The sequence below is a fragment of the Aquidulcibacter sp. genome, assembly GCF_044346625.1.
Taxonomy (GTDB): Bacteria; Pseudomonadota; Alphaproteobacteria; order Caulobacterales; family Aquidulcibacteraceae; genus Aquidulcibacter.
Genome location: NZ_JBIIYV010000078.1, coordinates 1 through 11,649, shown reverse-complemented (window position 1 = coordinate 11,649; position 11,649 = coordinate 1). Strand labels below are relative to the sequence as shown.

Here is an 11,649-nt window from a genome sequence, read left to right as displayed (position 1 = left end):
CAAAAACGGCTCAAAGAACGTCCATTCTCCATCTTCCATCAACAACCGCGCCAAGATAGCCTCCTCAAAAGCTACCTTGAATCAGAATTCAAATGATTTGGGAATCCAGTTTGTCAACAGGTCCTAGTTGCCGAATATCTTGGAAAAGCTCTGCGGCAACCCATTCTTCAGCATGAATGGTATAGGCCATGATTTCGACGAGCGTATTTTCAATCGAAGACCAAGCCGTAATTACCTGCCCTATTCGGGTTGCGCATTGTGGTGTGACCAATGCGACCTGCGGTCCAGAAGATATGTCCCTCATGAAATTTGACGGAAGTAGGATCGGTTCCCAAGGCTGACTGCTTTTCGGCCTTTCTGGGAAAGGCTTAACTTCTAGGGGTTTGTCCATACTTGGCTCCACCGACAAGGTTTTTGAGATAACGGAGGCACCATCATAACCGTTTGAACAATGGCACCGCATGGATAAATGAGTTGAAAGGAGCGCAAGCCTACGCTTGCGCTCCTTTCAGGCAGATGCCTATTTATTCAGATGCTTGATCGTTTCGACGATAGCTGTCTTGGGACGAAGTTTCGCCTGCGAAACAGGAATGAATTTTCCAGTCTTTGCATCGCGGCCAATTTTGGAAATGGTGAACGTTTTGCGAGCCATTGTAGCTCCCTTTGCTTTTGGGCGAGGGACCGTTGACTAGAGCGCAAGTTTGCGATTCAATGGAAACGCTTTCTGAAAGCACCTATCGGCACGGCCCGTCTAACAGGTTTGCCGACTGGCGGTTCGGATCGGTCGAAGGATCCGAATCGCCTCAATCAAACGTAGTCTGCCCAAAATTTTCTCCCGAGTCGAATCCACGTTTTGAACTCGTAAACCGTTCCGTTGAGAGTTAACTTGTCGAATGTTGGTTGGCTCGGCACGCGTTACTTCTCACCCCGACACTTTCTGCGCATAGATCATGTAGCCATGATGGCCGCCGTGGTCAGTGTGTTCCAAGACAAAGCGAGGGAAACCGGCGCGGGTTAGTAGGGCGAGCACTTGGCTGACATCATAATCATACATGGTGATTTGCCCAATCTCGGGACGCGGAAACAAGCTCTTTCGAACTTGGCGTAGCAGCTTTCGGGCGGGGCCGGCGGTGTCCTGCGGCATCAGATGCGCCTCACGATGGGTTGTGACCTGCAGCGACAAAAATCCACCCGGACTTACCATAGCCAACAAGTCCTCTATCAAAACTATCCCGCGGGCAGGGGGAATATGTTGGAGCACAATGAAGGAATTGACCCAATCAAACGGGCCAAAGGCGGCAGCTTCCTTGGGTGTTGCCACAAGCTTCACATGTGAAGGCCCCAATTCATCCAAGCGCGTTTGGCAGATCGCCCGCATGGAATCGGCAATGTCCACGCCCACCGCTTGGTGCGAGCGCTGCGCCATCGGCACCAATAAGCGTCCAACACCGGCACCAAAATCCAAGCAGGCTTCAAAATGGTCCGGAGCAGAAAAATGGCGCTTTAGCGCGGTGTGGAATTGGTCGATGTCGGTTACACCGCTTTGATAAAAGGCTTCGCGCGTTGTGGCGTCCATCCGGCCGGCCCGAAAGCGCTCGTCGGTGATGACTGCCCAAAAGGGGTCGGACTCGCCGAGTTGGTTCCAGTCAGAATCTGTGTCGCGTTCACTGCTCATCAAATCTCAACCCAAATCTCTCCGCCTCTATGCTCGAACTCACGCCAATCTAAAAGAGCCGGACCTGCCTGCGCCTGCAATCAACACGCAACATCTTTTGCGGTGCAGCGCAAAAAGGCTTAGGGAAGTTGGCAACGCTTGGCGCGCCCCTTAATCTGGTGCACCGAGACCCCCATTTTGTGACCAGATGAGGCTTGAGACGTGACAATTCATTCTTATGAGGGCGATTTACCAGATGGCTTGGATTTAGGGCCCGTTGTGGCCGTCGATACTGAAACCCTAGGCCTGTCCTTGGTGCGCGATGCTCTATGCGTGGTCCAGCTGAGCTCTGGTGACGGGAATGCGCATATCGTCCGCCTGAATCGGCCGGCCTATGATTGCCCGAATTTGAAAGCCCTGTTGGCTGATCCGAAGGTCGAAAAGCTGTTTCATTTCGCCCGCTTTGATGTGGCGATGTGCAAGCAATATTTGGGCATAAAGGTCGGCCCGATCTTCTGTACCAAGATCGCGTCTAAATTGGTGCGCACCTATACGGATCGCCATGGCTTGAAGGACTTGGTGAAAGAGCTTGTTGGCGTTGAGCTCAACAAGCAACAACAAAGCTCTGACTGGGGCGCGGCGCAATTGAGCGAGGCGCAATTGGCTTATGCGGCCTCAGACGTGCTCTATCTGCATGCCGCCAAAACCCGTCTGGTTGAGATGCTGAAGCGCGAGGGCCGGATGGAAATTGCGCAAGCTTGCTTTGACTTCCTGCCGGTCCGGGCCGATTTGGACTTGATGGGCTGGGCTGAGTCAGACATCTTTTCCCACGCATGACAATTCTCGACACCCACGCCATCCATGCCGCTAGGCGGCGCATGACGCCGAATGATGCGCGCGTGCGCACCATTCGGGTGAAGACCACGCGCGTAGCGTTTTTGGCTGGGGCGGCTTTATCGACCCTGCTCTTGGTCGGCAGTGTGATTTTGCGAGGGGTGCAGGGGGCTGCGATTGACACCAGCAAGCTGGTTCAGGGCGACCAATTTGTCATGGACGCACCTGAGTTCGTGGGCAATACGCGCGAAGGCAAACGGCTGAAGGTCACAGGCCTGAAAGCGACGCGCAGTATTTCCGATCCTGCCGGCGCGGTACGTCTGGAAAAGCCAAAGCTGGAAACCGCGGACGGCAGCGTCGCAACAGCGGATGAGGGCATTTGGTCGCAAGATGTCCAGACGCTGTCGCTAAAAGGCAATGTCGTTTTCTCGCGCAAAACGGGCGAACGGGCAACGGGCCTTTCGGCCATGTGGACGTCCGATCCTTCTGTTCTAACGTTAGAAGGCGGCACCCAGATCGTATTGCCCAGCGGCGAGGCCGCCACGGCCCAATCGCTACAATGGGATGAAGCCAAGGGGGCGATTGCCCTGCTCGGCAATGCGCGGGTGACATTTAAAGATGGGGAAGCGACGTCAGAGCGGGCTTATTTCGATAAAGAGACCCGAACCCTGACTGGCACGGGCGCAATCCGCATTCGATCACAGCTAGGCACAGGGGCCGCTGACCGCTATGAGTATAATACGCAAAGCCGGAGACTTCGCCTCACGGGTAACGTGATCGCCCAGCTCAACTGACAATTTTGACATTGGGCTCGCGCGTCTGGTGGCTAGAAGTGTCGAATCTCTATCAATGGACTTGATATGACCCAGTTTAAGAACCTTGCTGTACCCAGTTTTGCGATCCTGCTCGGCTTTGGCCTCGTGGGTGGCGCAGCCTTGGCCCAGTCAAGTAGCAGCAACGGCCCGATAGAAGTGTCGGCCAATGATTTGGTGTATGATCCGGCAGCGGGCGTTAGCACCTTGGTGGGCAATGCATCGGTGGCGCAAGATGGTGCTGTGCTGCGTGCGCCGCGTATCCGCGTAACATACTTGCGCGGAGCCAATCAGTCCAACGGTGATATCGACAAAGTCTACACAGAGGGGGAGACTTTCTATGTCACCCCGACCGAAAAAATCCGCGGCGACAGGGCCATCTTCGATGCCCCAGCCAATACCGTCCAGTTTTTCGGCAATGTTGTCGCTGTTCAGGGCCAAAGCGTCCTTAAGGGCTCGATGTTGACCTTGAACACCAAGACGAGGGCCTCGACCATGCGTGGGATGGACGGTCGCGTGCGGGCAGTGATTTTCCCGAACAATGGCCAAGCGACCAAGGGCGGCCCAGCCCCCAAATGAGTTCGCAACCCGATCGTGCCAGACGTTAGAGGGATTTTCGACCATGCGCCCATCCCATACTGCTGCCAGCGCTGTATCACCTGATGAAATGGGCTTGATCGCGCGCGACCTTGGCAAGGCTTATAAGGGCCGCCAAGTCGTCAATGGCGTCTCGCTCAGCCTCAAGCGCGGCGAGGTTTTGGGTCTGTTAGGGCCCAATGGTGCCGGCAAAACAACGTGCTTTTACATGGTCATGGGCCTGATTCAGCCAGACTTTGGCGATATTTCGATCGATGGTCAGGATGTGACGCTCTTGCCGATGTATGTCCGGGCGCGTCTGGGCCTGGGCTATCTGCCGCAAGAACCTTCAATCTTTCGCGGAATGAGTGTGGAAGACAATGTTCTGGCAGTGCTGGAAACAATCGAGCCCGATGCAACCACCCGCGAATTCCGCGCGACAGAGCTTCTAACTGAATTGCGAATCGACCGGCTGCGCAAACAGCGGGCAACTTCGCTCTCTGGCGGGGAGAGACGACGCCTAGAAATCGCACGCGCACTCGCCACTGACCCCTCATTTATCCTTTTGGACGAGCCTTTTGCCGGAATTGACCCCCTCGCCATCGCTGATATCCGTGATTTGATTGGATTTTTGAAGGAACGTGGCATTGGTGTGCTGATCACTGATCATAATGTCAGAGATACACTGAATATTATTGATCGTGCGACTATCATATTCGACGGCGAGGTCCTGTTTGAGGGTTCGCCAGACGAAGTGTTACACCAGCCCGACGTCCGCCGTGTTTATCTTGGAGCGGACTTTAAGGCCTAACGGGGACGAGTAGAATGGCTATCGCACCGCGCATGGAGCTTCGACAGGGCCAAGGCCTTGTTATGACGCCCCAATTGCAGCAAGCGATCAAGCTGTTGCAAATGTCCACGATTGAATTGGCTGTCTATGTCGAGCAAGAATTAGAGCGCAACCCCGTTCTAGAGCGCTTGGATGACGCTGACGATTACGGCATCCAAGATACGCCCGAGGTTGACCCCCGCGAAGCAATAGCCACTTCTGACGGTCCACAAGAATTATGTGCCAATGGCGAGGGACCCGATCCCCATGCTGAAGCAGCCCTTGATGCCAATTATGAGGACGTCCACAACGATGCCGACATGCCAGCCAGCGAAGCGATTGGCTCGAGTGTGGACTGGAGCAAAGCTGGCGACGGCCGCGGTGGCTTTGAAGATTTGGAAGACTTCGAAAGTCGCCTCACGCAAACGGTGTCGCTGCGCGATCATTTAGAGAGCCAAGCCGTGCTGGCTTTCTCGTCACCCGTCGATCGTATGGTTGCGAGCTATTTGATCGATCACGTCGACGACGCTGGTTATTTGCGCGCCGACATGAGCGAAGTGGCTGAGCGTTTAGGTATTGGCCATGATGCGCTGGAGCTTGTGGTTCAAACCTTGCAGACCTTTGATCCGACCGGTGTGTGTGCGCGCAGTGTGGAGGAATGCCTCGCCGCGCAACTCAAAGAGCGCGACCGTTATGACCCGGCGATGGAGGCCCTTTTGGCCAACCTCCCCCTCTTGGCACGGCATGACCTGAAGAGCCTGTATGACATATGCGGCGTCGACGGCGCTGATCTGGCCGACATGATCGCCGAGATCCGGGCCTTAACGCCCAAGCCTGGCGCAACGTTTGGCAGCGCAGAATCAAGCGCCATTATTCCCGACGTTTTTGTCCGCGAAGGACCAATGGGTACTTGGCTGATTGAATTGAATTCCGACACGTTGCCGCGGGTCCTGGTCAATAATGCCTATGCGGAGAGCGTGTCGCGCCAAGCGCGATCTCAGGACGAGCGCTCCTATCTGGCCGAAGCCCAAGCCGATGCGAACTGGCTGGTCAAAAGCCTCGATCAGCGCGCCCGCACGATTTTGAAGGTGGCGAAGGAAATCGTCCGCCAGCAGGACGGCTTCCTGACCTATGGCGTCGCCCACTTGCGCCCGCTGATCCTAAAAGATGTCGCGCGCGCGATTGAGATGCACGAGTCCACCGTCTCGCGCGTCACCAGCAATAAGTTTATCTCGACCCCGCGTGGCGTGTTTGAACTGAAATACTTCTTCACCACCGCTATTCATGCTTCAGATGGTGGAGAATCCCACTCTGCTGAGGCCGTTCGCCATCGGATTAAGAGTCTGATCGACGGCGAGATGCAGGAAACGCCGCTATCTGATGATCGAATTGTTGAAATTCTGCGTGAGACGGGCGTCGATATTGCACGTCGGACAGTGGCAAAATACCGCGAGGCCTTGCGGATTCCCTCATCGGTACAGCGCCGTAGGACCATGAGCCGGGTTGGCTGATTAGCCGCCTTGTTCGGCTAACGGTTTAGTTGATCTGTTGATTTAATCTTTTGATAAATATATTGTTTATGCAGACATATACCACCAGACTGCCTTGATGTGGCCGCACTTCAGCGCAAAATTATCTTCCCAAAGCGCTGTTTCAATGCAACAGTGATGTGACGGTGGATACACACCGCACCCAGGTAGATGGAGGCACCCAAGATGGGCAATCTCACAGTCAGAGTCACCGGCCGCAACATCGATGTCGGGGAGGCTTTACGGGGCAAAATCCAAGAAGATCTTGAGATCGGGGTCGGCCGATATGTGTCGCGCGATGGCGAAGCGATCGTAACCTTAGACAAGCAGCGCCACCTCTATCATGTTGAAACCATCGTCCATCTAGATTCCGGTATTACCCTAGAAGCCAACGGCGAAGCCTCAGAGCCTCATGCCGCCTTTGCCGCAGCCTTGGAGAAGATTGAAAAGCGTGTCCGCCGCTACAAGCGCCGCCTAAAAGACCATCATGCCAAACACCATGCGCCCATGCCGCGCGAAGAAGCCACCTATAATGTCATTGAATCCGATGATGTGGATGAGGCTGATGACGGGCAAGATGCGAGCGTGCCAGCCGGCCCTGCCGTGATCGCAGAGACGAAAACGGTGATTCGCACGATGCCTGTGGCCACTGCGGTGATGCAGTTAGAGCTGGGCGAGGCACCGTTTCTGATGTTCCGAAACCCCAGATCTGGCGAGCTAAACATTGTTTATAGGCGCGCAGATGGGAATATTGGTTGGATTGATCCGGCCCCTAGTGTATCGGGCTGATTGCGACGCAGTATTTTTCAAACCAGTCGGCCCGTGCGGGGGCATTGGCCGACTCGAGAAAAGACCATATGCCTGATCTAGCAGACCTTATCCGCGCTGACGCCATCGTTTTCCGGATCAAAGCGCAAACGAAAAATGAAGTACTTTTGACCATGGCAGAAGCAGCCGTGTCTGCCTATGGGGTAGACCTGTCGGCAACGCTTGAATCAACGCTGGAGCGGGAGCGTTTGGGCAGCACCGGTGTTGGCGAAGGCGTTGCCATTCCCCACGCTCGATTGAAGGGTTTAAAGTGCCCTGCGGCTGTTCTGGCTTTGCTGGACCCGCCGATTGACTTTGAAGCGCCTGACGGCCGGCCGGCCGACATTGTCGTGCTCCTACTGTCGCCTGAAGAAGCTGGGGCGGATCACCTAAAGGCGCTAGCGCGGATTTCGCGTTTGTTACGTCGTCAAGAAATACGCGACGGCCTTCGCGCTGCCCGATCGGCAGCAGCCATCCACGCCTTCACAAGCCATAGCTCCACGTCAGAAGCCGCGTAAAAAAGGTCGGCCACAGCACAAGCTGGGCCGACCCCTTTTTTGCCGATTGATGCGCGCTTAAGCTGGCAACAAAGCCTCATCATGCAACTTGGCGACCAATGTCGTGTCCAACTGCAAGCGTGCCGCCAAATCAGCCAAATAGGCCTTTTCGGCTGGACCGGCAGTATTAATCGCCACCAGAGAGGCCGCATAAATCTCCAACGCCAATTCGGGCGAGGTCGCACCTGCGACCACTTGCTGAATATCCAGAGGCTTGGCCAATTCATCGAACAAGAAGGCCTTCTCGGTATCTGACAAGTCGATCTTGGCCAGATGATCAAACAACTTCGCCTTTTCGGTCGCTTCAATCTGACCATCGGCCTTCATGGCAGAAATCATGGCGCGAATGGTGGCTTTACCGACGGCCTCTTGATCTTGCGCAGAACTGGGTAAGAAAACGCCACTCGGTGCTGTTTCCGAACCCGCCTGACCCTGATGCTTCTGATAGGCATTATAAGCCAGCGTGCCCAAAGCCGCGAGACCGCCTAGTGTGGCCGCCTGGCGTCCAAATTTCCCCGCGACGCCAGACAGAAGAAGGCCGCCCAAAACGCCAGCGGCACCTGCCCCCATCGCAATATTCTTGGCACCCGCGTCTGTCTTGACGCGATCAACACCAGCCTGACCCTCAGTCTTGATGGCAGAGATTGCCTTGGGCACTTCGCTTTGCAGCGCAGCAAAAATCTTATTTGCGTCAAACATCCGTCGTCTCTCCTTGGCGGCTAGGTTCATTTCCAAGCCATAGCCCTTAGATTGGGAGAGCAAGCCCTGCATGCAAGAGCGTGTTCACGAACAGTTGCTCAAACCCCTGCGTCGTTGTATCAGGCCCCATCTTTTGCCCCGCCGGGCAGAGCAAGACGTGGGCCAGCCCACATCGAAAACGTGCCGCAATAGCTCAGTCGGTAGAGCACATCATTCGTAATGATGGGGTCGCAGGTTCGAATCCTGTTTGCGGCACCAGTTTTTATTTAAAAATCAATCCGTTACAGCAGGGATCAAGCTTCGAAATAGGTCGAATTAGATACCTATTTTTGGTTTGCTACCAATTTGCTACCAAGGTTCTGGCAAGATGCGTGACTGCGTTCCGCAAGAAGAGCTGCTTTTTTCTGCGGCTCATGAGAGCTCTTTATGGAAATGTTGGTCTGAGGCCGATTGAGAAGCTTGTTTGAGGCGGCCAAAGACCACGATTTTTCCGCTAGGTCTTTATACTCTGGTCGCGATAGCAAATCATGCCAAACTTCGCCTTCAGCAATCCAGTTTTAGGGTCAGTCAACGTGGCAATCGGCTTTCGCAGACGTCAAGAAAAATCTGAAATCGTAGACGTGTCCAGTTGGGAGCTTGACGAGGAGTTTCCTTACTACCCCCAAGGCAAGAAGCCAAAACAGTTCCTGATCTGCCCAAGCCCAGCACCGCACCAGTTTTTAATTGGTGGCCACAAGTATCTTTTCAAAAAGCCGATTGGATGGAAGGCTCAACAGATTTGGTCTGAGGTCCTGGCATATGAATTTGGGCGTGTGCTGGACATTCAGGTGCCGCCAGCTTTTGTAGCACAGGATGGTCCAAATGGTTCGGCAGGCGTATTGGTTGAGTTCTTTTTCGGCTACCAAAATCAAGAGCCGCCCTCGCGATTTGTGCATGCTGCGGAAATTCTACAAGGGCGGCGAGGCAGCTTTAGTGAGAGAATCGGAAGCATCCGTGAGAACCTAACCGCTTGCCGATCAATGGGAGTAGCCAATTGGCGCGAATGGTGGACAGGAGCATTAACTTTCGACGCGCTCATCGGTAACACAGACCGGCACTCAGAAAATTGGGGCTTCTTAGTCTTTCAAGGTGGCCCAGAGGGAAGGTCTGCAAATATCCTTGCTCCCGTCTTCGACAATGGCACGAGTCTTGGCTGGCAAACGAGCGAGGAAAAATTCCCACTTTCACAATTGGACTTGGCGCGGTTTGTAAAAAAGGGAGTCCATCATTGCGGTTGGTTCGACGGTGACGAAAATGGGCAACATATTGCGTTAGTACGCCACCTCGCTGAAACGCCCTATGTATCTAGGCAAAAGCTACAAAGCATGATTCAATTATCCGATAATCAAATTTCGGAAGTTACAGACTGGGCGACCGCTTTTGACATGCACTTGAAGTTTAGTACCTTGCGCGCTGAATTTGTGAAATTGCAAGTGATTGCTCGACGCGAAGGGCTGAAACAGGCGCTGGAGAATGTAAAGTGGATCAAATGATCAAATATCTTGGTCAACCAAGCCGCCTCATTCTTGAATGGGAGCCGCCAATTGAGGCAAGCGACCGTAAACGCTGGTCAATTGGGGAAGTGATTGGAAACGGCGTCCCATCCAGTTTCCGGTATTTCACTGGCACCGAGTTTGAGAACAACAACGATGGTCGTACGATACACGCCGCTAGGCAGGCTGGCTATTGGGGTTTCCCGGCTTTTGGCCCGCATAAAGATGATCTAGCTAAACCTATTGAGACAGGTGTGGCTGAAACACTTGCTCGACGTTTGGCGGCACGGTCACGATCTGACTTTAATGATTATCTAAAGCACCATCTTCTGCAACCCAGTGAGATGTTGACCGATATGGCTTTGCTCGGAGCCACCGGTGCCCGCTTGCCCGGCGATGGTTTTGCATTGACGGATCCATTGGATAGCATCACGAGCGCCCAGGATATGGTCATAGAGTTGGTCGGATTTCGACATTATCTCGACAAGGGCCTAGCTGTTCCGCGTGGCGCAGTTTTGCAGCTTCAGCCAGAGCCTGATAGCGAACATGATCCCGATGCAATCAAGGTAATCTACGGCACCGAAACTGTCGGCTACATAAACCGCCTTCAAGCCAAGGGGCTTGGGCGGCTAATCCAGACGCACGACGTAAGCGCATATGTTCACCGATTTAATGGCACACCAACTCGGCCCCGTGCATATGCTTTTGTGCAGATGCGCGAAGCTGTTGGAAAAGTGGCGGCCTAACGTTGCGCAGTAATTGCATCCAAGTAATCGACTTCAAAGAAACCGTCTTTGCCTAGGGTGTTTGATCCCAGCATTTGATGGTGCATTATCTGCACATCAATGGAGGGAATCGCTATGGGACAAGTTCTACACGGGAGCGCCACAACGACAGAGGCAGTCCGTAGAGCGATACAGCATAGTCAAGAAAGCCTGAGAGTGCTGGCTAATCGCTATGGCATCAATCAGAAGACGGTCGCGAAATGGAAGCGGCGCACCGCGGTTCAAGACTTGCCGACTGGGCCAAGAGAGGCGCATTCAACGGTTCTAAGCATTGAGGAAGAGGCCATCATTGTCGCGTTTCGTACGCACACATTGTTGCCTCTTGATGACTGCCTTTATGCCCTACAGGCGACGATCCCAAGCCTGACACGATCTTCTTTGCACCGCTGCCTTCAACGACATGGCATCAGCAGACTGCCAGAAGTAACGGGTGACAAAGAACCAAAGCGCAAGTTCAAGACCTACCCAATTGGCTATTTTCACATCGACATTGCAGAGGTTCAAACCGCTGAGGGAAAGCTGCGTCTCTTCGTTGCGATTGATCGAACCAGTAAGTTTGTCTTTGTCGAGTTACACCAAAAGGCTGGTAAGATGATTGCAGCCGAGTTTCTGCGCAATCTCGTGGCTGCTGTGCCCTATCGCATTCACACGATCCTGACCGACAACGGAATCCAGTTCACCAACATGGCTCACCACACCAGCGCGTTTGAACATATCTTTGACCGGGTCTGCGACGAGAACGACATCGAGCACCGGCTCACCAAAATCAAACACCCCTGGACCAATGGCCAAGTCGAACGGATGAACCGAACCATCAAAGAAGCAACCGTCAAACGCTATCACTACGACAGCCATGTTCAGTTCAAAGCCCACCTCCAAGACTTCGTCGACGCCTATAATTACGGCCGCCGACTGAAAACCCTCAAAGGCCTGACACCCTATGAGTTCGTCTGCAAATGCTGGACAAATGAGCCAGAACGCTTCAACTTCAATCCACACCATCAAAAGCTGGGATCAAACACCTAGAGCGGTGCA

At 53.9% G+C, this 11,649-nt stretch carries 14 protein-coding genes and 1 tRNA gene; 11 read left to right on the top strand and 4 right to left on the bottom strand.

Going from position 1 to position 11,649, the window contains the following annotated elements:
* Positions 1 to 88: 88 nt before the first annotated feature.
* The 3 genes from ACIQ20_RS14165 to ACIQ20_RS14155 all read right to left on the bottom strand — a co-directional run bounded on the left by ACIQ20_RS14165 (position 89) and on the right by ACIQ20_RS14155 (position 1,675).
* Positions 89 to 391 carry a hypothetical protein gene (locus ACIQ20_RS14165; RefSeq protein ID WP_395781385.1) on the bottom strand — a complete coding sequence of 101 codons (303 nt, stop codon included), beginning with the start codon at positions 389 to 391 and terminating at the stop codon, positions 89 to 91.
* Between the two features lie 129 nt (positions 392 to 520).
* Positions 521 to 652, bottom strand: a complete 132-nt coding sequence (locus ACIQ20_RS14160; protein ID WP_395781383.1) for a hypothetical protein — start codon at positions 650 to 652, stop codon at positions 521 to 523.
* 270 nt (positions 653 to 922) lie between these two features.
* A complete protein-coding gene (locus ACIQ20_RS14155; RefSeq protein ID WP_395781381.1) occupies positions 923 to 1,675 on the bottom strand; it encodes a class I SAM-dependent methyltransferase in 753 nt (250 codons plus the stop codon).
* 201 nt (positions 1,676 to 1,876) lie between these two features.
* Here ACIQ20_RS14155 and ACIQ20_RS14150 point away from each other — a divergent pair, with 201 nt between their 5' ends.
* The 7 genes from ACIQ20_RS14150 to ACIQ20_RS14120 all read left to right on the top strand — a co-directional run bounded on the left by ACIQ20_RS14150 (position 1,877) and on the right by ACIQ20_RS14120 (position 7,559).
* The gene (locus ACIQ20_RS14150; RefSeq protein WP_395781379.1) at positions 1,877 to 2,491 is read left to right on the top strand and encodes a ribonuclease D; all 615 of its coding nucleotides are present in this window, start codon (positions 1,877 to 1,879) and stop codon (positions 2,489 to 2,491) included.
* Positions 2,488 to 3,282 (top strand): hypothetical protein, encoded by a 795-nt coding sequence (locus ACIQ20_RS14145; RefSeq protein ID WP_395781377.1) that lies wholly within the window; start codon positions 2,488 to 2,490, stop codon positions 3,280 to 3,282. The genes ACIQ20_RS14150 and ACIQ20_RS14145 overlap by 4 nt, the downstream gene beginning before the upstream one ends.
* A 66-nt stretch (positions 3,283 to 3,348) precedes the next feature.
* Positions 3,349 to 3,879, top strand: a complete 531-nt coding sequence (locus ACIQ20_RS14140) for an LptA/OstA family protein (protein ID WP_395781375.1) — start codon at positions 3,349 to 3,351, stop codon at positions 3,877 to 3,879.
* Positions 3,880 to 3,922: 43 nt separating this feature from the next.
* Complete coding sequence (lptB, locus tag ACIQ20_RS14135) at positions 3,923 to 4,687, top strand: LPS export ABC transporter ATP-binding protein (RefSeq protein WP_395781373.1); 765 nt, start codon at positions 3,923 to 3,925, stop codon at positions 4,685 to 4,687.
* 14 nt (positions 4,688 to 4,701) lie between these two features.
* Positions 4,702 to 6,216, top strand: a complete 1,515-nt coding sequence (gene rpoN / locus ACIQ20_RS14130; RefSeq protein WP_395781371.1) for an RNA polymerase factor sigma-54 — start codon at positions 4,702 to 4,704, stop codon at positions 6,214 to 6,216.
* 204 nt (positions 6,217 to 6,420) lie between these two features.
* Positions 6,421 to 7,023, top strand: coding sequence for a ribosome hibernation-promoting factor, HPF/YfiA family (gene hpf / locus ACIQ20_RS14125; protein WP_395781369.1), 603 nt, complete (start codon positions 6,421 to 6,423; stop codon positions 7,021 to 7,023).
* 68 nt (positions 7,024 to 7,091) lie between these two features.
* A complete protein-coding gene (locus tag ACIQ20_RS14120; RefSeq protein WP_395781367.1) occupies positions 7,092 to 7,559 on the top strand; it encodes a PTS sugar transporter subunit IIA in 468 nt (155 codons plus the stop codon).
* A gap of 57 nt (positions 7,560 to 7,616) precedes the next feature.
* Here the strand turns inward: ACIQ20_RS14120 and ACIQ20_RS14115 are convergent, their stop codons facing one another.
* Positions 7,617 to 8,297: a tellurite resistance TerB family protein gene (locus ACIQ20_RS14115; RefSeq protein WP_395781365.1), complete on the bottom strand. Its 681-nt coding sequence runs from the start codon at positions 8,295 to 8,297 to the stop codon at positions 7,617 to 7,619.
* 182 nt (positions 8,298 to 8,479) lie between these two features.
* Between ACIQ20_RS14115 and ACIQ20_RS14110 the strand changes: the two genes are divergently transcribed.
* From ACIQ20_RS14110 to ACIQ20_RS14095, 4 genes are all read left to right on the top strand, one after another.
* Positions 8,480 to 8,555: transfer RNA gene (locus tag ACIQ20_RS14110), tRNA-Thr, on the top strand.
* 314 nt (positions 8,556 to 8,869) lie between these two features.
* Positions 8,870 to 9,829, top strand: coding sequence for a hypothetical protein (locus ACIQ20_RS14105; RefSeq protein ID WP_395781363.1), 960 nt, complete (start codon positions 8,870 to 8,872; stop codon positions 9,827 to 9,829).
* Positions 9,826 to 10,575, top strand: a complete 750-nt coding sequence (locus tag ACIQ20_RS14100; protein ID WP_395781361.1) for an HIRAN domain-containing protein — start codon at positions 9,826 to 9,828, stop codon at positions 10,573 to 10,575. The genes ACIQ20_RS14105 and ACIQ20_RS14100 overlap by 4 nt, the downstream gene beginning before the upstream one ends.
* 114 nt (positions 10,576 to 10,689) lie before the next feature.
* Positions 10,690 to 11,640 (top strand): IS481 family transposase, encoded by a 951-nt coding sequence (locus tag ACIQ20_RS14095; protein WP_395781359.1) that lies wholly within the window; start codon positions 10,690 to 10,692, stop codon positions 11,638 to 11,640.
* Positions 11,641 to 11,649 lie beyond the last annotated feature (9 nt).

Coding starts and splice junctions, on each gene's coding strand:
- ACIQ20_RS14095 (WP_395781359.1), top strand. CDS start 10,690: ATGGGACAAGTTCTACACGGGAGCGCCACAACGACAGAGGCAGTCCGT.
- ACIQ20_RS14145 (WP_395781377.1), top strand. CDS start 2,488: ATGACAATTCTCGACACCCACGCCATCCATGCCGCTAGGCGGCGCATG.
- ACIQ20_RS14120 (WP_395781367.1), top strand. CDS start 7,092: ATGCCTGATCTAGCAGACCTTATCCGCGCTGACGCCATCGTTTTCCGG.
- hpf (WP_395781369.1), top strand. CDS start 6,421: ATGGGCAATCTCACAGTCAGAGTCACCGGCCGCAACATCGATGTCGGG.
- lptB (WP_395781373.1), top strand. CDS start 3,923: ATGCGCCCATCCCATACTGCTGCCAGCGCTGTATCACCTGATGAAATG.
- ACIQ20_RS14140 (WP_395781375.1), top strand. CDS start 3,349: ATGACCCAGTTTAAGAACCTTGCTGTACCCAGTTTTGCGATCCTGCTC.
- ACIQ20_RS14115 (WP_395781365.1), bottom strand. CDS start 8,297: ATGTTTGACGCAAATAAGATTTTTGCTGCGCTGCAAAGCGAAGTGCCC.
- ACIQ20_RS14155 (WP_395781381.1), bottom strand. CDS start 1,675: ATGAGCAGTGAACGCGACACAGATTCTGACTGGAACCAACTCGGCGAG.
- rpoN (WP_395781371.1), top strand. CDS start 4,702: ATGGCTATCGCACCGCGCATGGAGCTTCGACAGGGCCAAGGCCTTGTT.
- ACIQ20_RS14165 (WP_395781385.1), bottom strand. CDS start 391: ATGGACAAACCCCTAGAAGTTAAGCCTTTCCCAGAAAGGCCGAAAAGC.
- ACIQ20_RS14100 (WP_395781361.1), top strand. CDS start 9,826: ATGATCAAATATCTTGGTCAACCAAGCCGCCTCATTCTTGAATGGGAG.
- ACIQ20_RS14160 (WP_395781383.1), bottom strand. CDS start 652: ATGGCTCGCAAAACGTTCACCATTTCCAAAATTGGCCGCGATGCAAAG.